We start from the raw sequence: 19,514 nt of genomic DNA, 5'->3' as shown, positions 1-19,514 counted from the left end.
ATCGGTCAGTCAAGAGCAGCCTGGTTACAATCAGTGCCGATCTGCGGCGGATTGCGGCAATCCGTCTCTCATCTCCTGCGCACCCCGGGCGACACCGCGACCCGCGCGACCGCCCAGAACAGCGCGAGGGTGACCAGCGCCAGGACGGCGACCAGCGTCGCGCCGCCCACCACCTTCTCGTAGTTGCGCTGGTAGAGGCCGTCGACGATGTACCGGCCGAGACCGCCCAGGCTGACGTACGCGGCGATGGTCGCCGTCGACACGATCTGGATGGCCGCCGAGCGCAGGCCGCTCAGGATCAGCGGCAGGGCGACCGGCAGTTCCACCTGCAACAGGATCCGGGACTCCTGCATGCCCATGCCGCGGGCGGCGTCCACCGGTGAGGGGTCGACCGACCGCATCGCCTCATAGGTGGTGACGAGGATCGGCGGGACGGCGAGGACGACCAGCGGGATCATCACCGGCAGCATCCCGAACCCCAGCAGGGTCGTCATCAGCACCAGCAGGCCGAAGCTGGGCAGGGCCCGCCCGGCGGTGGCGACCAGGGACAGGGCGTTCCCGCCGCGCCCGTAGTGACCGGTGACCAGGCCGACCGGCAGTCCGATCGCGGCGGCGAGGGCGAGCGCCTCCAGGGTGTACTGCACGTGTTCGCCGAGGCGGGTCGGGATGCCGTCGTAGCCGTGCCAGTGGGCGCTGTCGCTGAAGAAGGCGTTGACGAAGTTCAGTACGTTCACCGGGCTGCGTCCTTGAGGGCGGGCGCCTGCTTGCGGCCGGCCGTGCCGCTGGGCATCCACGGCGTGAGCAGCACGCGCACGAGGACCAGCAGGGCGTCGACCAGGATCGCCAGGAGGGCCGTGGTGATCACGGAGTTCCAGGTCAGTTCGGGCCGGTTGTAGATCTGCGCGTCGTGGAGCAGGTTGCCGAGCGCGCCCTGGTTGCCGATCAGCATGCCGACACTGACGAGGGAGATGCTCGACACGGTCGCCACCCGCAGGCCCGCGATGATCGCCGGGACCGCGATCGGCAACTGCACCTGGAAGTACCGCCGTACGGGCCCGAAGCCCATGGCGGTGGCCGCGGACAGGGTCTCCGGGGGCACCGAGCGCACCCCGTCCACGATCGCCGGGACGAGCACCACCAGGCTGTACACCGCCAGCGGGATCATCACGGTGAGTTCGGTCTGCCCGGTGTAGTTGATGAGGACGACGAAGAACGCCAGCGACGGGACGGCGTACAGCACGGTCGTGATGCCGAGGACGGGCGGGTAGAGCCAGCGGAAGCGCACGCAGAGCTGGGCGATGGGCAGTGCGAGGAGCAGCCCGGCCACGACCGGCAGAAGGGCCTCTCTCAAGTGCAGTCCGACCAGGCCGATCCAGCTGTGCTGGAGGTCGCTCGGCATGTCGAAGAAGTCGTGCAGGTAGTCGCTCATCCGGCGACCTTCTCGTCGTCGCGCCCGGCGGCGTGGGCGCTGCGGATCGCCTCGCCGATGGTCTGCTGCGAGACGACGCCGGTCACCCGCCCGCCGGTGTCGACGGCGACGGCCCAGCCGGCCGGCGACAGCACCGCGCAGTCCAGGGCGGCCCGCAGCGAGTCGGTGCCGGGCACGAACGGCCGCCCGTAGGAGAGCAGTCGCTCCGGCCGGATGTCTCCCGCGACCAGGTCCCGCGGCTCGCTCCAGCCGAGCGGCCGGCCGTCCGCGTCGGTCACCAGGAGGTAGGGGGCGTCGGGGGCGGTGATCTGCTCGGCGGTGGCGTCGAGCGGGATCACCGGGTCGCTCGTCAACTCCAGCCGCGCGGAGGGGAAGAACGACAGGCGCCGGATGCCGCGGTCACCGCCGAGGAAGTCCTCGACGAAGGCGTCGGCGGGGCTGGACAGCAGCTCGGCCGGGGGCGCGTACTGGGCGAGGTGGCCGCCGGTGCGCATCACGGCGACCATCGTGCCGAGCTTGATCGCCTCGTCGATGTCGTGGGTGACGAAGATGATGGTCTTGCCCAACTCGTCCTGGATGCGCAGCAGTTCGTCCTGGAGTCCCTTGCGCACCACCGGGTCGACCGCCGAGAACGGCTCGTCCATGAGCAGCACCGGCGGGTCGGCGGCGAGCGCCCGGGCCACGCCGACGCGCTGCTGCTGGCCGCCGGAGAGCTGGTACGGGTACCGCTTGGCGAGCGCGGCGTCGAGCCCCACCCGTTCCATCAACTCGGCTGCCCGGGCCCGGGCCTTCTGCTTGCCCCAGCCGAGCATGCGGGGCACGGTCGCGATGTTGTCGACGATGGTGCGGTGCTGGAAGAGGCCGGCGTTCTGGATGACGTAACCCATGGACCGGCGCAGGGTGGTGACGGGCTGTCGCTGGATGTCCTCGCCGTCGAGGAGGATGGTTCCCTCGCTCGGATCGACCATTCTGTTGATCATCCGCAGGGTGGTCGTCTTGCCGCAGCCCGACGGTCCGACGAGGACGGTGATCGAGCGGTCGGGTATCTCCAGCGAGAGCCGGTCGACCGCCACCGTGCCGTCCGGGTACCGCTTGGTGACTGAATCGATCCGTATCAAGACGCCGGGCCCTTCGGGTTGGCGGAGACTTTTGGCCATGGTCGTACGGGTTGTTGCCGGTCGAGTCTAGACGGCGGTCGTTTCCGGCCCCGGGGCGGCCGGGAGCGTCGCCCCGTCCAGCGGCAGGCGCACGGTGAACACCGTCGCCCCCGGTTCGCTGTTCAGCTCGATGCGGCCGCCGTGGGCCCGGACCAGGGAGTGGGCGACCGCCAGGCCGAGGCCGCTGCCGCCGCGGTCGCGGCTGCGGGCCTTGTCGACGCGGTAGAAGCGGTCGAAGACGCGCTCCTGGTCCTCGGGCGGGATGCCGGGGCCCGCGTCGGCGATCCGGACCAGGGCGGCGTGGGAGGCGGCGGTGACGTCCACGGACACCGGCGTTCCGGGCGGGGTGTGCACGGCGGCGTTGGCGAGGAGGTTGTCCAGGACCTGCCGGACGCGCTGCGGGTCCAGGCGCACCTTGAGCGCCCCCGGGCCGACGGTCACCGTCAGCGGGTGGTCGGGACGGCTGGCCCGGAAGGCGTCCGCGGCCTGGCGCACGAGCTCCGCCAGGTCGGCGTCCTCGCACCGCAGCGGCGCCTCCACCTCCGCCGCGTCCAGCCGGGCGAGCAGCAGCAGGTCGTCCAGGAGGATGCCCATCCGGGCGGCCTCGGCGCGCAGCCGGGCCAGGTGCCGGTCGCGTTCCTCGGGGGCGTTGGCGGCGGCGTACTGGAAGAGGTCCGCGTAGCCGCGTACCGACATCAGCGGGGTGCGCAGTTCGTGCGAGGCGTCCGCGACGAACCGGCGCAGCCGCTGCTCGGCCTCCGCGCGCACGGCGAGGGAGTCGTCGATGTGCTCCAGCATCGTGTTGAAGGCGGTCCGCAGTTCGTCCACCTCCGGGCCGCCGTCCCGGCCGTCGGCGCGCAGCGGCAGCCGGGCCGCCGACTCGGTCAGGTCGTGCGAGGCGATGCCGTGCGCGGTGGACGCCATGTCGCTGAGCGGCTTCAGCCCGCGGCGCAGCATGCGGCGGCCGAAGACCACCAGCGCGAGCAGCGCGAGCGCGAAGGTGACGACCTGGATGGTGATGAGCTGCCCGACCGTGTCCTCGATGTCCTCCATGGGCGCGGCGCTCACCAGGATCACCCCGGGCTCGACCTCGCAGGCGCGCAGTCGGTAGGTGCCCGCGCCCCTGAGGTGCTCGGTGCGCAGCAGCTCCGTGTGCGCGGTGGTCTGCGCCGAGGCCAGGGCCGTGAAGTCGTCGACGTCCTTCGGCAGGTCGGCGGGGTCCTCGGGCCTGCGCAGCTCGGGCGTGCCGTGCGAGACGTCGTACACGGCGTAGAACCAGCTGTAGTACTTCTTGCCCGAGAGCGTGCCGTAGTCCGCGATGCTCTTGGACTGGGCGATCTGGGCCTGCGCCAGCTGGGTGTCGAGCTGGGCCGACAGGTAGTCGCGCATGTACGTGGTGAGGGCCGTGCCGACGACGGCGAACACGACCAGCGACAGGGCGCCGAGGCCGAGGGCCAGCCGGGTGCCCAGGCGCATCCCGCGGTAGGCCCGCCGCAGCCGGGCGATCACTCGGAGGCCTGTCGCAGGACGTACCCGAATCCCCGCACGGTGTGGATCAGCGGCGCGCCGCCGTCGTCCGTCTCGTCGAGCTTGCGGCGCAGCCGGCTGATGACCAGCTCGACGACGTTGGAGCGGCCGCCGAAGCCGTACTCCCAGACGTGGTCTAGGATCTGCGCCTTGGTGAGCACGGTGGGCGACTTGCGCATCAGGTAGCGCAGCACCTCGTACTCGGTCGGGGTCAGCGACAGCAGCCTCTCGCCGCGCCGCACCTCGCGGGTGTCCTCGTCCATGGTCAGATCGCCGACCTGGAGCACGGACCGCTGGAAGGCGGGGCCGGCGCTGCGCCGCAGCACGGTGCGCAGCCGGGCCATCAGCTCCTCCACGGCGAACGGCTTGACCAGGTAGTCGTCGCCGCCCCGGGTCAGGCCCGCGACCCGGTCGGCGACGCCGTCGCGCGCGGTGAGGAACACCACCGGCACCATCGTGCCGGAGGCGCGCAGCCGGTCCAGGACGCCGAAGCCGTCGACGCCGGGCAGCATCAGGTCGAGCACCACGATGTCCGGGTGGAACTCGGCGGCCCGCTTGAGCGCGTCCTCGCCGGAGTACGCCGTGACCGCTTCCCAGCCTTCGTAGCGGGCGACGGTCGCGACGAGGTCGGCGATGGGCGGGTCGTCGTCGACGACGAGGAGTCGTACTTTTTCCACCCGCTCATAGTGCTGCACGTGTCCGGTGCCGCCATAGCCGCCCGGGGCTTCGCCGCCGGATCGATAAACACTTGAAAGTCGGGCGACAGTATTCCGACAGCTCCCCCGCGACAAGCTCGGTGTCCCAGGATCCGATCAAGGAGCTGCCGATCGTGACGACCCTCCAAGAACCACCCGCGGCGACCCGGCCGGGCGTGCGCCCGAGAGTGGTGGGCCGTAGCGGCCTGTACGCGCTGCTGCTCGCCAACGCGGTCGTGGTGACCGTCTTCTTCGTCCAGGCCGGTTTCGCCTCGAACACGCTGATCGTGCTGGGGCGGCTGGCGGGGCTGTACGGGGCGCTGCTCATGGCGTTCCAGCTGCTGCTGGTGGCGCGGCTGCCGTGGTTCGACCGGCGGATCGGCATGGACCGGCTGACGTCCTGGCACCGCTGGACGGGCTTCTCGGTGCTGTGGCTGCTGCTGGCGCACGTCGTGTTCATCGTCTTCGGCTACGCGCAGTCCTCGTCCCTGGACCCGGTGAACCAACTGGTGGATCTCGCGGAGACCGTCGAGGGCGTGCTGCGGGCGATCGCCGCCCTGGCGATCATCATCGTGGTCGGCGCGGTCTCGGCCCGCTACGCCCGGCGCCGGCTGGCGTACGAGACCTGGCACTTCATCCACCTGTACACCTACGTCGCGGTGGTACTGGCGTTCACGCACCAGGTCGCGGCGGGTACGTCGTTCACCTCGTCGTCCGTGGCACGGACGTACTGGTACGCCGTGTGGGGCGTGGCCCTCGCCTCGGTGTTCCTCGGCCGCCTGGTGCTGCCGCTGTGGCGCAACCTCCGCCACCGGCTGCGTGTGACGGCCGTGGTCCCGGAGAACGACGACGTGGTCTCGGTCTACATCACGGGCCGCGACCTGGACCGGCTGCCCGCCCGGGCCGGACAGTTCTTCCTGTGGCGGTTCCTGACGAAGGACCGCTGGTGGCAGGCCAACCCGTTCTCGCTGTCCGCAGCGCCGGACGGCCGCACCCTGCGCCTGACCGCCAAGCGGGCGGGCGACGGCAGCGCGGCCCTGCGGCACCTGAAGGTCGGCACGCGGGTGTTCGCCGAGGGCCCCTACGGCGCCTTCACCACCCTGCACCGCACCCGCCCGGACGCCCTGCTCATCGCCGGCGGCGTCGGTGTCACCCCGATCCGGGCCCTGCTGGAGGAACTGCACGGCCACGCGGTCGTGATCTACCGGGTGGCCACCGACCAGGACGCCGTCCTCTACGACGAGCTGCGCGAACTCGCGCTCGCCAAGGGCGCCGAGCTGCACCTGGTCACCGGGCCGGCCGTGCCCGACCGGCTGGCGCCGCGGGAGCTGGCGCGTCTGGTCCCGGACATCACCGGCCGGGACGTGTACCTGTGTGGCCCGCCGCCGATGATGAACGCGGTGCTCGGCAGCCTGCGGGAGCTGGGCGTGCCCAGGACGCAGACCCACTTCGAACGCTTCAGCCTGGCCGGATGACGAGGAGAGATTCGTGAAGCGAGCCATACCCGTCCTCGTCCTGAGTGTCGCGGGCCTGATCCCGCTCTGGCGGTACACGCCGTCGCCCGACACCGGGCCGGCGTCGTCGTCCGCCGCCGGGGCCGCCGCGCCCGCGTCGACGCCCTCGGTCTCCTCGTCGGGCGGCACGACGACCACGGTCGTGTCCGGCTCGACCATCGACACCGAGAAGGGCCCGGTGCAGGTCGAGGTCACGTTCGACGGTGACGAGATCGCCTCGGTGCGGATGCTCCGGCAGCCGAACCACCCGCAGACCACGGCCGCCGTGCCCAAGCTGATCCAGGAGACGCTCCAGGCGCAGAGCGCCGACATCGACACGGTGTCCGGTGCCACGATCACCAGCGACGGCTACAAGGAGTCGCTCCAGGCCGCCATCGACGCGAGGGGCTGACGGCATGCGGCGCGTCGAGCACGTCATGGGGTTCCCCGTCTCGGTACGGATCGACGACGAGGGCTTCCCCGAGGCGCCGGTGGAAGGCCTCTTCGCCTGGCTGCGCGAGGTCGACGCGCGGTTCAGCCCGTTCCGGCCGGACAGCGAGGTGTCACGGCTGGACCGGGGGGAGGTGCGCGACCCCGGCCCGGAGCTCCGCGAGGTCCTGGACCTGTGCGAGGAGTACCGGATCGCGACCGGCGGCGCCTTCGACGTCCGGCCGCCCGGCCGCGGCCTCGATCCCTGCGCCGTGGTGAAGGGCTGGTCGGTGCAGAAGGGGGCGGAGCTGCTGTCGGCGGCCGGCGCGCGGCGGTTCTGCCTCAACGCGGGCGGCGACGTGATCGCCTCCGGCGGCCCCTGGCGCGTCGGCGTACGCCACCCCGAACACGCCGACCGGCTCTGCACGGTCCTGGACCTCACGGACCGGGCCGTCGCGACCTCCGCCCGCTATGAACGCGGCGACCACATCCTCGACGCCCGCACGGGCCGCCCGGCGACGGGCCTGATCAGCATGACCGTCGTGGCCCCGACCCTGACCGAGGCGGACACGGTCGCGACGGCGGCGTTCGCCCTGGGCGCCGAGGGCGTCGAGTGGGCGGCGGCCCGGGAGCACTGCGAGGTGTTCGCGGTGGACGCGGACAGGCGCGTGCTGCGGAGTCCGGGATTCCCGGTGGCGGAGGCGGGGTCCGTCGCGGCGTAGACACCCCCCTCACGGAACCGGCCGTGTCGTTCTCCCGCCCTTCTCGCTTCCGCTGCCCGACATCCCCGCGTCACACCGGGCGGGCACGTTTCCGGCGTCCCCCTGACTCGCCCTGCATCGTCCGCCCCGTCCCCGGGCGTGACGCGGAAGGACGACGTACGCCGTGTCCCAGCTCCGGCTCGAAACGCTTCCCGCCCCGCTCCCCACCGCACCCCGCCGCCCCTCCCTCACCGCACGGCTCGTGCGGCCGGTCCTGGCCCTGCTGCCGCTGTTGCTGGTCGGGGGGTGGGCCCTGGCCGACCGGCGGGCGGCGTACGAGGGGGCTGCCCGGCTGGCCTCGGCCGACCCCGGGTGGCTGCTCGTCGCGTTCGTCTGCACCTGCCTGACGTGGGTGGCCGCCGCCTGTGTCCGGCAGGGCGCCCTGCCGGAGCGGCTGCCGCCCGGGCTGCTGGTGGCCTCGCAGTTCGCCGCCGGTGCCGCGAACCAGGTGCTGCCGGCGGGCATCGGCGCGCACGCCGTCACCCTGCGCTTCCTTCAGCGCCGCGGCATCCCGCTGCCCCGGGCCACCGCCTCACTCGCCCTGTACTCCCTGGCCAAACCGGTCGCCAAGACGGTGGTGCTGCTCGCGTTCCTGGTGGCGTTCCCGGACGTCCTGCGGCTCGGTGCGCTCGTCCCGGACGATGGCACGCTGCTCGTCGCGGCGGGCGTCGCGCTGCTCGCACTCGCCGCGGCCGCCGTGACGCTGGTGACCGTACGGGCGCTGCGCCGCCCCGTCCTCGGCCTTCTGCGCACGGCGCTGACCGACGCCCGCGAGCTGCACACCCGGCCCTGCCGTGTGCTCGCTCTGTGGGGCGGGGCGGCCGTCACCCCGCTGCTCCAGGGCAGTGTGATCGCCGCGGTCGGTTTCTCGCTCGGGCTGCCGCTGTCCTGGGCGCAGGTGGTCCTCGCGCTGCTGGTCGCCGGCACCGCGGTCGGGGCCGTGCCCGCGCCGGGCGGCATCGGCCCCGTGGACGCCGCGCTCGTCTTCACCATGGCCGCGTTCGGTGCCCCGGTGGCCACCGCCACGGCCACTGTCATCGGCTACCGCGTCCTGACCGTGTGGCTCCCTCTCCTGCCGGGAGCCCTCGTCCTGTCGGCCCTTGTGCACCGCAAGGTGCTCTGACGGCACGCGGGGCGGTCAGCTCTCCGGCAAGGCCTCCAGGAACCCCGTCGGCGGCACGAAGAACAGGCTGCCGGTGACGGCCCGCGAGTAGTCCAGCAGCGGGTCCGGGCCCGAGCCGGGACCGCCGAGGAACATCTTGCGCAGCATCGTCTCGGGTATGTCCGGCGTGCGCGCGTAGGCCACGAAGTACGTGCCGAACTCCCCGTGCCCGGGCCTGCCGAAGGGCATCGCCGCCCGCAGTATCCTCTGCTCCGAGCCGTCCGGGCCGAGGACGGTGTTGACGTCCTTGTGCGAGCCGGGCGCGTCGAGTTCGAGGTTGGTGAGCTTGCTGCGGCCTATCACCTTCTCCTGCGCCTCGACGGCGAGGGCCTCCCAGGCGTCCACGTCGTGCAGGTACTTCTGCACGAGCGCGTAACTGCCGCCGCGGAAGCCGGGATCCTCCGCGCCGACCAGCGCCGCGTCGGCCGCCGCCGGGCCGACGGGGTTCTCCGTGCCGTCGACGAAGCCGAGGAGATTGCGCGAGTCGAAGTACGAGAACGCCTGCGTCTCGTCCCGCACGGTGATCGTGCCGCGCAGCCGCCGCACGAGCTCGGCGGCCAGCGCGAAGCACAGGTCGGTGCGGGCGGCCTTGATGTGGAAGAACAGGTCGCCGGGGGTGGCCGGGGCGTGGTGCCGGGGCCCGGCCAGTTCGCGGAACGGGTGCAGTCCGGCGGGCCGCGGGCCGCCGAACAGCCGGTCCCAGGCCCGGGATCCGATCCCGGCGACGCAGCCGAGACCGCCGTCGGGGCTGGGGAAGCCGACGGACCGCACCAGGCCCGCGAGGGACCCCAGCGCCTCCCGTACGACGGCTTCCCCGCCGGAGTCGATCGTGGCGACGAGGAACACCGCGACCGACGCCGGCGGATTCAGCACCGGCTGCGGCAGCGTCTCTCCCGGGGGCAGCGGTGACGTCATGGCTTCCCATCCCTTCGGCCGGCCCACACGGCCCGCCCGCTCCCCCTCCGGGGCGGCGCGGCCCACGCCCCTGACACGATGCCCAGCGAACGGGCGGCCGGAACGTTCCGACCGGAAGCGGTGGTTACCGGACCGGCTCCTCCAGCAGCACCTTCACGTCCCAGGGCCCGAGCGGCACGGCGTCGCCGTACACGGTCTCCGACAGTGCGTCCCGCAGGGTGGTGGGCACCGGCACGGACACCTCCTCCCACGACCAGTTGTGCAGGAAGCGCACGCGGCGGCCGTCCCGGGCGGTCGCCGAGGTGGCCGTGACACTCGGGTGGGCGGGGTGCCAGGCGCCCTCGGGCGCGTACCGGTCGAACAGGGCGCGGGCGAAAACGGGGTCGGGGACGGTGCCGACGTAGGTGACGCGCCCGGCGCCGTGGCGGTGTGTGGTGACCGCGGGCCAGCGTCCGAAGTGCGGGTGCACGTAGGCCGCGAGCGTCTCGGCGCCCTGCGGCCGCAGCCCGTCCGCCCAGTGCAGGGCGTGCGCGTCGGCCGGGAGGGGGAGGGAGTCCGTGCCGGTGACGGGCAGCGGGTCGCCCAGGTTGCTGAACTCGTCGTACGTCACCCCGGCCGCCTCGGCCAGCCCGCCCGGCTGGAGGCCGGTGCGGGCCCTGGCCTCGGTGTCGGCGTAGCCGGTGCGGGGACCGAGCACGAGATGGCCGCCGGCCTCGGCGTAGGCGCGGAGCCGGCCCAGGACGGAGTCGTCGGCCGCGTAGTAGGCCGGGACGACCAGGAGCGGCGGCAGTCCGGCGTCCGGGAGCTGCCCGGGATGCAGGATGCGCGCCTGGAGGCCGGCGTCGAACGCACCGCGGTAGAAGGCGTCGAAGATCCTCTCGTACGACCGCCCGTCCGGGCCTTTGTCGGGGCCGGCCAGCGGCGGCTGGCCCTGGAGCGCCCACTTGCTGGGCCCGTCGTAGAGGAAGGCCACGTCGGCGTCCGGGGTGAGGGACGCGACGAGGTCACCGGCCTTCTCCAACTCCCCTCCCAGCAACGCCAGTTCCCGGTAGACGCGGCCGGGGCGCCCGTTGTGCGGGAGGATGCCGCCCCAGTAGGTCTCGGTGCCGAAGTGCAGGGTGTGCCAGTGCCAGTACTCGATCATCGAGGCACCGCGGGAGACCAGCGCCCAGGCCGCCTGCCGCCACTGGCCGTCGTAGGCGGGGCGGTTGTCCCACGGCCCGCTGATGGCCTGCGCGTTGGTCTCGGTGACCAGGAACGGCTCCTGGCGGGAGGAGTACATGCGGTCGGCGCTGCGGTACAGCGCCCAGGTGCCGTTGGTCGTCCAGTCCTGCCCGGCGGCGCCCGTGTCGGGCAGGGCGAGGGCGTCCTGCATCGTGTAGTACGGGTTGCCCGCGGTGACGTCGAGGCGGTCGGTGAGCCGGTCGTCCTCGACGCCCTGGCGGTCGTAGGAGATGCAGGTCGTGACGAACTGGCCGGGCCGGGCGTACTCGCGGACGATGTCCGCCTGCCAGGCGATGAACTCGGTGGTGAGCCGGGCCTGGAAGCGCCGCCACGCCAGGTCGTACTGCGGCTGGGCGTTGCCGTCCGGGGTCCACAGGTCGGCCCAGGTGGACAGCCGGTGCGACCAGTAGACCAGGCCCCACTCGCGGTTGAGGGTCTCCACGTCGCCGTATTTCTCGCGCAGTTCGTCGGTGAAGCGCTGGAAGACGCCGTGGTTGTGGAAGAGGTGCAGCCCGGGCTCGTTGTCGACCTGCCAGCCGATGACGGCCGGGTGCCCGGCGTACCGTTCGGCGACCTTGCGGATGATCCGCTCGGCGTGGAAGCGGAACGCCGGGTGGGTGAAGTCGACCTCCTGCCGGGCGCCCCAGCCGATGCGCTCGCCGGTGCGGTGCTCCGCCGCGATCTCCGGGTACTGCCGGGCCAGCCAGGGCGGCACCGCGTACGTGGGCGTCCCGAGGATGACCGAGATGCCCCGCTCGTGGGCGCCGTCCAGGACGGGCTGGAGCCAGTCGAGGTCGAAGCGGCCGTTCTCCGGTTCCCAGGTGGACCAGACGGACTCGCCGACCCGGATCACCGAGAAGCGGGCCTCCGCCATCAGGTCGAGGTCGTCCTCGAGGCGTTCGTACGGCTGGTACTCGTGGTAGTAGGCGGCACCGAACAGGACGCGTCGGGGCAGCTCGAACATGCTTCTCCTCAAGTGAGTTGGTGGTGTGTCAGCCCTTGACCGCGCCCGTGGACAGGCCTTCGAGGAGCTGTTTGCGCAGCAGCACGAAGAGGGCGACGGCCGGCAGGACGGCGAGGACGGCTCCGGCGAGCACGAGGTCGTACTGCCGTTGCTCCGACACGAACAGGGTCTGAAGGCCCAGCGGCAGCGTGTACTGGGAGCTGTCGGAGACCAGCACCAGGGGCCACAGGAAGCTGTTGCAGCTCTGGAGGAACTGCCAGACGGCCAGGGCGCCCAGCGCGGGCCGCAGCAGGGGCAGCACGATGGTCCGGAAGATGCCGAACTCGCTCGCCCCGTCGATCCGGGCGGCCTCCGGCACGGAGTCCGGGATGGACTGCACGATGTACTGCTGCATCATGAAGATCCCGAACGCGGGCGCCGGCCAGGGCACGATCAGCGCGAACCACGGGCTGCCGAGCCCCGTCTTGACGAGGATCACGAACAGCGGCACGAGGATCACCGCGAACGGGATCGACAGCGAGCTGAACATGACGTTGAACAGCAGCCGCCTGCCCGCGAAGCGGAACTTGGCGAAGCCGTAGCCGGCGAGCGCGCACACGAAGACCGAGACGGTGGTGGCGACGACGGCGACGACCGTGCTCATCAGGAACCAGCGGCCGAAGGGCTGGTCGGTGAGCAGGGTGCGGTAGTTGTCGAGGGTGAACGGGTCGGGGACGATTTCCGGCGGGGGGTTCTGGTCGTGGACTACGTAGTCAGCGGAGGCCGCCTGACGGGTTGGCCGCTCATGACTACGTAGTCAGGCCAGTGTGTGAGTCCTCGGGGGGCGCGTCAACGGTCCGGACGGAAACGGTTCGCCGGCTGCCGGGCCGGGCTCACGGCAACGGCTGCTCCGTCACGCTCTGGGGGCGTGGCAGGCCGGTTCGGCTCAGCTCGCCGTGCGGCGGATCCGGCCCGCGTACTTCCTCTCCAGCTCCAGGTTGCCCTCGAAGCCGCCGGGGACATTGGCCGAGACGTAGACCGGCGGGCGCTCGCCGGCGGCGAGGAGACGGCCGGCCGCCTCGGCGACCGTCATCTGGACCAGCATCACGCCGGTGAGGGTGGACAGGGCGCAGACCGAGCCGCCGCCGGGGAGTGCGAGCAGGGAGTCGCCCGGCGGGGCCGCGTTGTCGAGGACGACGTCGGCGATGTCGGCGAGCTTCCGGCCGCTGGGATGGGCGGCGGGGACGGCCCGGGTGTGGGCCAGGGAGGTGACGGCCAGGACGCGGTGGCCGTGTTCCTTGGCGTGCAGGGCCATCTCCACGATGACGCTGTTGACGCCGGAGTTGGAGATGACGACGAACAGGTCCTGGGGGCTCGGGGCGGCCAGGTCGTACAGCCGGGCGGCCACCCCGGCCCGGCGTTCGAGGAGCGGGTCGTCGAGCACGGCCGGGTCCTCACCGCCGTAGAGGACGAGATCGGCGATGCTCAGCCGGTTGGTGGGGACCAGTCCGCCCGCGCGGCCCGCGAGTTCGAGGACGAGGGCCTGCGAATGGCCCGTGCCGAAGGCCTGGACGACACCGTCCGCGCGTACGCACTCGGCGACCAGACCGGCGGCGGCGGCCACGTCGCCCCGGGCGGATTCGATGACCTGCTGGAGTACGGCGAGGCTCTCCCGCGCGAACCCCTGGGCGCTCACAGACTCGACGGACACGCGACACACTCCCCACTGATGGATTGAATCACCCTACACTTCCCCAGAGATGAATCAATAAATCACGCATGGCTCCGGCCACCGAGTCGGGTCCTGGTATTCAATCCACACCCCAAAGGGTGGCTGTTACCTTCTCCCCATGCCTCCCACAGACGTCACCACACTGATCCGCACCGAGCTGCCCCGGCTGGCGGGGTCCCTGCGGAAGGTCGGCGAGCTGATCCTGGAGGATCCGGCCGCCGTCACCCACTGCTCGGCCGCCGAGCTGGGCCGCCGCACCGGCACCTCCCAGGCGACGGTGACCCGTTTCTGCCGGGCCGTCGGACTGGACTCCTACCAGCACCTGCTGATCGAACTGGCCCAGGAGCGCGGCCGGGGCGAGGTGTCCGACTGGGGGACCGCCGAGATCGGTCCCGACATCTCCCCGGACGACAGTCTCGAACGGGTGGTCCAGGTCGTCGGCACGGCGGACCTGCGGGCCATCCAGCAGACCATCGACCGGATCGACCTCGACGCGCTGGAGCGGGCGGCCCAGGCCCTGGCCCGCGCCCGGCGCATCGACGTCTACGGCGTCGGCGGCAGCGGCGCGGTGACCCAGGAGACGGAGACCCGGCTGTTCCGCATCGGCTGCGCGGTCCGCGGCTGGACCGAGGTGCACGCGGCCGCCACCTCCGCGGCCCTGCTCACCCCGGCGGACGCGGCCATCGGCATCTCTCACTCGGGGGCGACCCGCGAGACCCTCGAACCGTTCGAGATGGCCAAGGAGCGCGGCGCCACGACGATCGCCCTGACCACCGACCCGCGCTCACCCCTGTCCAGGTCCGCCGACATCCGGCTGATCTCGTCCTCCTCGGAGACCAGCTTCCGGTCCGAGAGCATCAGCAGCCGGCACTCCGTCCTGATGCTCGTCGACTGCCTGTACGTCCGGGTCGCCCAGCTCACCTACCAGCGCGCGAGCGCGTCGCTGGCACTGACCGACCACATCACCCCGCAGCACGCGGTGAAGTCCCGGCGAGCCAGGTGACACCACCGGCCGTGCATGGATGAACCACCAAGTTGACGTGAAGATGGTTGTTTGAATCACTTCCGCCGGGCAGGATGGGGCTCCCCAGAGCACTCGTAGGAGCCCCATGCGCGTCACCTCTGTCGAGTCGACCGAGCTCTTCACCGGGACCACCGAGCAGCCACGACAGGTGGTCGCCGTCGAACTGAGCCACACTCCGGGCCGGACCGTGCGGCTCACCGTCGAGGGCCCGGGCCTCACCGGCACCACGGAGACCGCAGTCGGCGAGGACGGCACCGTACGCGCCGAGATCCCCGTCACCGGCGAGGACCTGGTCCCCGGCGACCGCCGCGAGATCACGGTCACCGCCGCCGACGGCGACGAAGTCACCTCCCGCACGGGCGAGTTCACCGCGGCCGAGCCCGGCTGGACCATGTTCATGGTCAGCCACTTCCACTACGACCCCGTCTGGTGGAACACCCAGGGCGCCTACACGGAGACCTGGGACGTCGCCGACGACCCGGCGAGCAGCGGACTGCCCGCCCGCACCTTCGACTCCCGCGGGCAGTCCGGCATGAGCCTGGTCCGGGCCCACTGCGACCTGGCCCGGCGCGACCCGGCGTACACGTTCGTGCTCGCGGAGGTCGACTACCTCAAGCCCTACTGGGACGCCTTCCCTGAGGAGCGCGCCTTCCTGCGGCAGCTGATCCGCACCGGCCGCGTCGAGATCATGGGCGGCACCTACAACGAGCCCAACACCAACCTCACCGGCGCCGAGGCGACGATCCGCAACGCCCTGTACGGCGACGGCTTCCAGCGCGGCGTCATCGGCGCCTCCCCGGAGACGGCCTGGCAGCTGGACGCCTTCGGGCACGACCCGCAGTTCCCGGGGCTGATGGCGGACGCCGGGGTGAGCTCCAGTTCGTGGGCGCGCGGGCCGTTCCACCAGTGGGGGCCGACCCTCTCGGTGTTCGGCGAGGAACCGAGGGACCCCGGCCGGATGCAGTTCCCGGCCGAGTTCGACTGGATCGCCCCGTCGGGGCGCGGCCTGCTGACCGCGTACATGGTCAATCACTACGGCGCCGGCTGGGCCATCGACAACGCGCACACCCTGCCCGAGGCGGAGGCCGCCGCGTACCGGCTCTTCCAGCGGCTCAAGCAGGTCGCCCTCACCCGCAACGTGCTGCTCCCGGTGGGCGGGGACTACGCGCCGCCGTGCCGCTGGGTCATGGACATCCACCGCGACTGGAACGCCCGGTACGTCTGGCCCCGCTTCATCAGCGCGATCCCCCGGGACTTCTTCGCCGCCGTCCGCGCGGAACTGGAGACGGAGGGCCGCAGGGCATCGCCCCAGACCCGCGACATGAACCCGGTCTACACCGGCAAGGACGTCTCCTACATCGACACCAAGCAGGCCCAGCGGTACGGCGAGACCCTCCTCGCCGACGCCGAGGCCTGGGCGACGCTCGCCTCCCTCGTCACCGGCCGTCCCTATCCGGACGCTGCTCTGGACAAGGCCTGGCGGCAACTCGTCTACGGCGCCCACCACGACGCCATCACCGGCTCGGAGTCCGACCAGGTCTACATCGACCTGATGACCGGCTGGCGGGAGCTGCACGATCTGGCCGTGAGCGTGCACGCCGACGCGACCCAGGCCCTGGCCGACCAGGTCGCCCCGGGTGACGGCCCCGAGCTGGTCGTGTTCAACTCCGCGACCTGGGAGCGCCGTGACGTGCTGACGGTCGACGACCCGGGTCTCGTGCCGCGGGGGCTCCCCGCGGTCCGGGAGGACGGCCGGCTCCATGTCGTCGTCCCGGAGGTGCCCGGCATGGGCCTGACGACGCTCCCGCTCGCCGAGGGGCCCGCCCCCGGCTGGACGCCCGGCGAGGGCCTCACCATCCGCAACGAGTTCTACGAGGTGACGGTCGACCCGGCACGCGGCGGTGGCGTCAGCAGCCTGCGCGCACTGGCCGAGGACGGCCGGGAGCTGCTGCGCCCCGGTGACATCGGCAACGAGATCGTCGTCCAGGAGGAGTACCCGAGGCATCCGCGCTTCGGCGAGGGCCCCTGGCACCTCACCCCGACCGGCACGACCGCGGCCCGCGGCCGGGACGTGACCGCCGAGGTACGCGTCGAGCACTCCCCCGCCGGTTCCCGTGTCACCGTCACCGCCGACCTCGGTCTCTTCCGCTGCACCCAGCGGCTGACGCTGTGGCAGGGCGTCGACCGGCTCGACCTCACCACGACCGTCGACGGGTACGACGGCGCCGACCGGCTGATCCGGGTGCGCTGGCCCTCGGACGTACGGGGCGGGCTGCCGGTGCACGAGGTGGCGGACGCGGTGATCGGGCGCGGGTTCGGCTTCGTGGACGTGGACAGCGAACGGTTCCCCTGGACGCTGGACAACCCCGCCAACACGTGGTTCGGTCTCGGCTCCACCGCCCGCGTCGCCGTCCACGACGACTCCGGCGTCCTCCTCGGACACCGCTCGATCGGCGTCGCCGAACTCGTCTATGCCGACTGGGACGTCGCGGGGGACCTCGGCACCCCGCTCGCGGCGGCCCTGGTCCGCGCCGGGGTCACGGCCACCTCGACGATCGCGGGCGGCCCGCGCTACGGCGACCTGGAGGTCGACTCCAACCTCCCGGACCTCCGGATCGCCGTCGGCGGCCCCGACCGCAACGCCGTGGTCGCCGAGGCGCTCGGCTGGGACCCGGCGGCCGGGCGGGAACTGAAGCGCCAACTCGCCGAACGGGGCGTGGCCGCCGTCTGGGTCGCGCCGCGCGCCTGTCTGGCCGAGGAGTGGATCCCCGGGGCCGATCTGCGCGATCTGGAGCGCCTGCCGCTGCTGGTGGTGGCGGGCGCCCGCCCCGAGGACGACGCCGAGGCGGTCGGCGCGCTGATCGCCGACCTGGACGACTTCACGGTGAGCGCCACGGCCGCCGGCGGCGGCGAGGCACTGCCACCGGGTGACGCCTGGGACGGCCGCAGCTTCGCGATCCTCAACCGCGGCACGCCCGGCTGCGTGGTCACCGCCTCCGGCGATCTCTACATGTCCCTGATGCGCTCCTGCACCGGCTGGCCGTCCGGCATCTGGATCGACCCACCGCGCCGCACGGCCCCCGACGGCTCGGGGTTCCAGCTCCAGCGCTGGTCGCACACCTTCGAGTACGCCGTCGTCGCGGGCCCGGGCGACTGGCGCGAAATGCGGCTGCCGCAGGCGGGCCACGCGTACAACCGTCCGCTGACGGCGCGGCTGCGGCAGTCCCCCGACGCCCAGGCCTCGGGCGCCCAGTCCTCCGGTGCCCTGCCGAGGAAGGCCACCCTGCTCGGTCTGGAACCCGCCGGCGAGGTGCTGCTCGACGCGCTCAAGCCGCTCGGCTCCCCGCTGGCCCGGGGCAGCGGGGCACCGGTGGATCCCGGACGGGGCCTCGTCGTCCGCGTGCACGAGGTCGACGGCCGGCCGGTACGAGCGCGGGTGGCCGGGCCGGTGGCATGGGCGGCGGGCGCCCGCGCCGACGTCCTGGAGAGGCCCGGGGCGCCCCTGGGGGGTGTCCGCAAAGTCCCGGAGGAGACCGGCGGCCTCGGAGTCGACCTGACCGGCTTCGAGGTCGCCACCCTCCTCGCCACGCCCGCCCACGCGCCGGAAAGCGCGGTCGGCCCCGGCGTCGGCGCCCACGAGCCCGCCCAGCCGGTCGCCACCCGCTACTGGCTGCACAACTCCGGTCCCGCGCCCCGCGGCAACATGCCGGTCGCCGTGTACCTCTCCCCCACCGCCCTCACCGCCGACGGCCCCGTCACGGCGACCGTCCGGGTCTCCTCGGAGCTCACCGACGCGCCGGTGTCGGGCACGGTGACCTTCGAGGTGCCGCCCGGCTGGCGCACCGAGCCCGCCGAACTGCCGTACGCGCTCGGCCCCGGCGGCTTCACCCTCACGGACATCACGGTGACGCCCCCGCCGGACCCCGTCCCTGGCCGGCACTGGCTCGCCGCCCGGCTGTCGTACGGCGGCCAGACGTACGAGGACGTGGTGGCCCTGGACGTCGCGGGCGGGCACAGGGGCCCGACTCTGGTGACGGAACTGGGGGTTGAGCGGGTGTCCGTGCGCCGGGGCGAGCGGACCCGGGTGCCCGTGACCCTGCGGAACCCCACCCGCGGCCCCGTCCACGGCACCCTGTGGGCCGTCTCCTCCTGGGGCACCTGGCCCGGCGTCACCCCGGGCTGCCAGGGCTTCACGGTGCCCGGCGGGGAGCAGCGGGAGTGCGCGATCGAGGTCGACGGCGACGCGATCCCACCGGGTTCGTACTGGCTGATGGCGAAGGCGGCCTGGCACGGCTGCGTGGCGTACACGCGGGCCGTCGAGCTGGAGGTGACGCCGTGAAGGATGAGTACGCGGCTACCGTCCGTGGCGACCCGATCCCCAAGCAGCACGTGGAGACATTCCTCGGCACTGACGCCCTCAGGGGCGCGGGGAACTGCGCGACCAGCCACGACGGCGCGGCACCCGCACACGGACATGGCGCGGCACTCTCCGCCCGCGCAGCCCGCCAACGAAGACGCTGGGCGACCCAGGTCATCGTCACCGACGAACTCGCCCGCCACGCCTGCGCGGAACGAGGGCTCGTCCCACCGAACGACGTCCTGCCGATGCAGTTGCTCACCGTCCCCGAACCCGACGTCGCCGACCTGGGCAGCATCATCGCCGCAGCACTCGCCCACTCCCCCGCCGCCCGAGCCCTGCTCGCCGCCCTGGAACGCGAGCAGCACATCCCCGAGACGGCCGTACGGGACTACTACGACCGCAACCGGGACCGCTTCCTCACCCCCGACGCCCTGCGCCGCGGCGTCGACCCCTACGACGATCCGGCCCCCTCGGACATCCACCCCTACGAGCACGTCCACGACGGCATCGCACAGCAGCTACGGCACGCCGCCGCCCGACGCGCCTTCTTCAACTGGCTCGACCGGGCAAGGGCGGACGTCGTGTACGCCGAAGGCCACGAACACCCCGGCGACCCCTCCCACCCGGACCACGAACACCGCCACTGATCGCCGTACGCAACCG

Annotated in this window: 16 protein-coding genes; 7 read left to right on the top strand and 9 right to left on the bottom strand. The window is 72.5% G+C overall.

Annotation, left to right across the window (positions count from 1 at the left end):
* Positions 1 to 68 precede the first annotated feature (68 nt).
* The 5 genes from QC385_RS13110 to QC385_RS13090 form a co-directional block, all read right to left on the bottom strand.
* Positions 69 to 734, bottom strand: a complete 666-nt coding sequence (locus QC385_RS13110; protein ID WP_279541472.1) for an ABC transporter permease — start codon at positions 732 to 734, stop codon at positions 69 to 71.
* The gene (locus QC385_RS13105) at positions 731 to 1,417 is read right to left on the bottom strand and encodes an ABC transporter permease (RefSeq protein WP_150485608.1); all 687 of its coding nucleotides are present in this window, start codon (positions 1,415 to 1,417) and stop codon (positions 731 to 733) included. The genes QC385_RS13110 and QC385_RS13105 overlap by 4 nt, the downstream gene beginning before the upstream one ends.
* Positions 1,418 to 1,425: 8 nt before the next feature.
* The gene (locus QC385_RS13100) at positions 1,426 to 2,547 is read right to left on the bottom strand and encodes an ABC transporter ATP-binding protein (protein WP_279541471.1); all 1,122 of its coding nucleotides are present in this window, start codon (positions 2,545 to 2,547) and stop codon (positions 1,426 to 1,428) included.
* 66 nt (positions 2,548 to 2,613) lie between these two features.
* Positions 2,614 to 4,095 (bottom strand): sensor histidine kinase, encoded by a 1,482-nt coding sequence (locus tag QC385_RS13095; RefSeq protein ID WP_279541470.1) that lies wholly within the window; start codon positions 4,093 to 4,095, stop codon positions 2,614 to 2,616.
* Entirely contained in the window at positions 4,092 to 4,790 is a 699-nt protein-coding gene (locus tag QC385_RS13090; protein ID WP_279541469.1) for a response regulator transcription factor, read from the bottom strand. The genes QC385_RS13095 and QC385_RS13090 overlap by 4 nt, the downstream gene beginning before the upstream one ends.
* A 152-nt stretch (positions 4,791 to 4,942) precedes the next feature.
* Between QC385_RS13090 and QC385_RS13085 the strand changes: the two genes are divergently transcribed.
* The 4 genes from QC385_RS13085 to QC385_RS13070 all read left to right on the top strand — a co-directional run bounded on the left by QC385_RS13085 (position 4,943) and on the right by QC385_RS13070 (position 8,614).
* A complete protein-coding gene (locus tag QC385_RS13085; RefSeq protein ID WP_279541468.1) occupies positions 4,943 to 6,283 on the top strand; it encodes a ferredoxin reductase family protein in 1,341 nt (446 codons plus the stop codon).
* Between the two features lie 13 nt (positions 6,284 to 6,296).
* Positions 6,297 to 6,713, top strand: coding sequence for an FMN-binding protein (locus tag QC385_RS13080; RefSeq protein WP_279541467.1), 417 nt, complete (start codon positions 6,297 to 6,299; stop codon positions 6,711 to 6,713).
* Positions 6,714 to 6,717: 4 nt separating this feature from the next.
* Positions 6,718 to 7,452: an FAD:protein FMN transferase gene (locus tag QC385_RS13075; RefSeq protein WP_279541466.1), complete on the top strand. Its 735-nt coding sequence runs from the start codon at positions 6,718 to 6,720 to the stop codon at positions 7,450 to 7,452.
* A gap of 163 nt (positions 7,453 to 7,615) precedes the next feature.
* Complete coding sequence (locus QC385_RS13070; RefSeq protein WP_279541465.1) at positions 7,616 to 8,614, top strand: lysylphosphatidylglycerol synthase transmembrane domain-containing protein; 999 nt, start codon at positions 7,616 to 7,618, stop codon at positions 8,612 to 8,614.
* Positions 8,615 to 8,629: 15 nt separating this feature from the next.
* Here QC385_RS13070 and QC385_RS13065 read toward each other — a convergent pair whose 3' ends face one another.
* The 4 genes from QC385_RS13065 to QC385_RS13050 form a co-directional block, all read right to left on the bottom strand.
* Positions 8,630 to 9,568, bottom strand: a complete 939-nt coding sequence (locus QC385_RS13065; protein ID WP_279541464.1) for a Dyp-type peroxidase — start codon at positions 9,566 to 9,568, stop codon at positions 8,630 to 8,632.
* A gap of 124 nt (positions 9,569 to 9,692) precedes the next feature.
* A complete protein-coding gene (locus QC385_RS13060) occupies positions 9,693 to 11,756 on the bottom strand; it encodes a beta-galactosidase (RefSeq protein WP_279541463.1) in 2,064 nt (687 codons plus the stop codon).
* 28 nt (positions 11,757 to 11,784) lie between these two features.
* Positions 11,785 to 12,399 (bottom strand): carbohydrate ABC transporter permease, encoded by a 615-nt coding sequence (locus QC385_RS13055; RefSeq protein ID WP_279541462.1) that lies wholly within the window; start codon positions 12,397 to 12,399, stop codon positions 11,785 to 11,787.
* A gap of 282 nt (positions 12,400 to 12,681) precedes the next feature.
* The gene (locus QC385_RS13050) at positions 12,682 to 13,446 is read right to left on the bottom strand and encodes an SIS domain-containing protein (protein ID WP_279541461.1); all 765 of its coding nucleotides are present in this window, start codon (positions 13,444 to 13,446) and stop codon (positions 12,682 to 12,684) included.
* 139 nt (positions 13,447 to 13,585) lie between these two features.
* Between QC385_RS13050 and QC385_RS13045 the strand changes: the two genes are divergently transcribed.
* The 3 genes from QC385_RS13045 to QC385_RS13035 all read left to right on the top strand — a co-directional run bounded on the left by QC385_RS13045 (position 13,586) and on the right by QC385_RS13035 (position 19,498).
* Entirely contained in the window at positions 13,586 to 14,470 is an 885-nt protein-coding gene (locus QC385_RS13045) for a MurR/RpiR family transcriptional regulator (RefSeq protein ID WP_279541460.1), read from the top strand.
* A 106-nt stretch (positions 14,471 to 14,576) separates the two neighbouring features.
* The gene (locus tag QC385_RS13040) at positions 14,577 to 18,830 is read left to right on the top strand and encodes an NEW3 domain-containing protein (protein ID WP_279541459.1); all 4,254 of its coding nucleotides are present in this window, start codon (positions 14,577 to 14,579) and stop codon (positions 18,828 to 18,830) included.
* Positions 18,827 to 19,498, top strand: coding sequence for a peptidyl-prolyl cis-trans isomerase (locus QC385_RS13035; protein ID WP_279541458.1), 672 nt, complete (start codon positions 18,827 to 18,829; stop codon positions 19,496 to 19,498). Before QC385_RS13040 ends, QC385_RS13035 begins: the two co-directional genes overlap by 4 nt.
* The last annotated feature ends 16 nt before the right edge of the window (positions 19,499 to 19,514 follow it).

Source organism: Streptomyces sp. DH10 (assembly GCF_029813805.1).
Classification (GTDB): domain Bacteria; phylum Actinomycetota; class Actinomycetes; order Streptomycetales; family Streptomycetaceae; genus Streptomyces; species Streptomyces coeruleofuscus.
The sequence above is the reverse complement of the archived record's forward strand: the minus strand, read 5'-3'. Positions and strand labels throughout refer to the sequence as shown.

What these genes read in the sequence shown, in the direction of transcription:
- QC385_RS13055 (WP_279541462.1), bottom strand. Translation starts at nt 12,399, where the DNA reads ATGAGCACGGTCGTCGCCGTCGTCGCCACCACCGTCTCGGTCTTCGTG.
- QC385_RS13060 (WP_279541463.1), bottom strand. Translation starts at nt 11,756, where the DNA reads ATGTTCGAGCTGCCCCGACGCGTCCTGTTCGGTGCCGCCTACTACCAC.
- QC385_RS13065 (WP_279541464.1), bottom strand. Translation starts at nt 9,568, where the DNA reads ATGACGTCACCGCTGCCCCCGGGAGAGACGCTGCCGCAGCCGGTGCTG.
- QC385_RS13075 (WP_279541466.1), top strand. Translation starts at nt 6,718, where the DNA reads ATGCGGCGCGTCGAGCACGTCATGGGGTTCCCCGTCTCGGTACGGATC.
- QC385_RS13045 (WP_279541460.1), top strand. Translation starts at nt 13,586, where the DNA reads ATGCCTCCCACAGACGTCACCACACTGATCCGCACCGAGCTGCCCCGG.
- QC385_RS13040 (WP_279541459.1), top strand. Translation starts at nt 14,577, where the DNA reads ATGCGCGTCACCTCTGTCGAGTCGACCGAGCTCTTCACCGGGACCACC.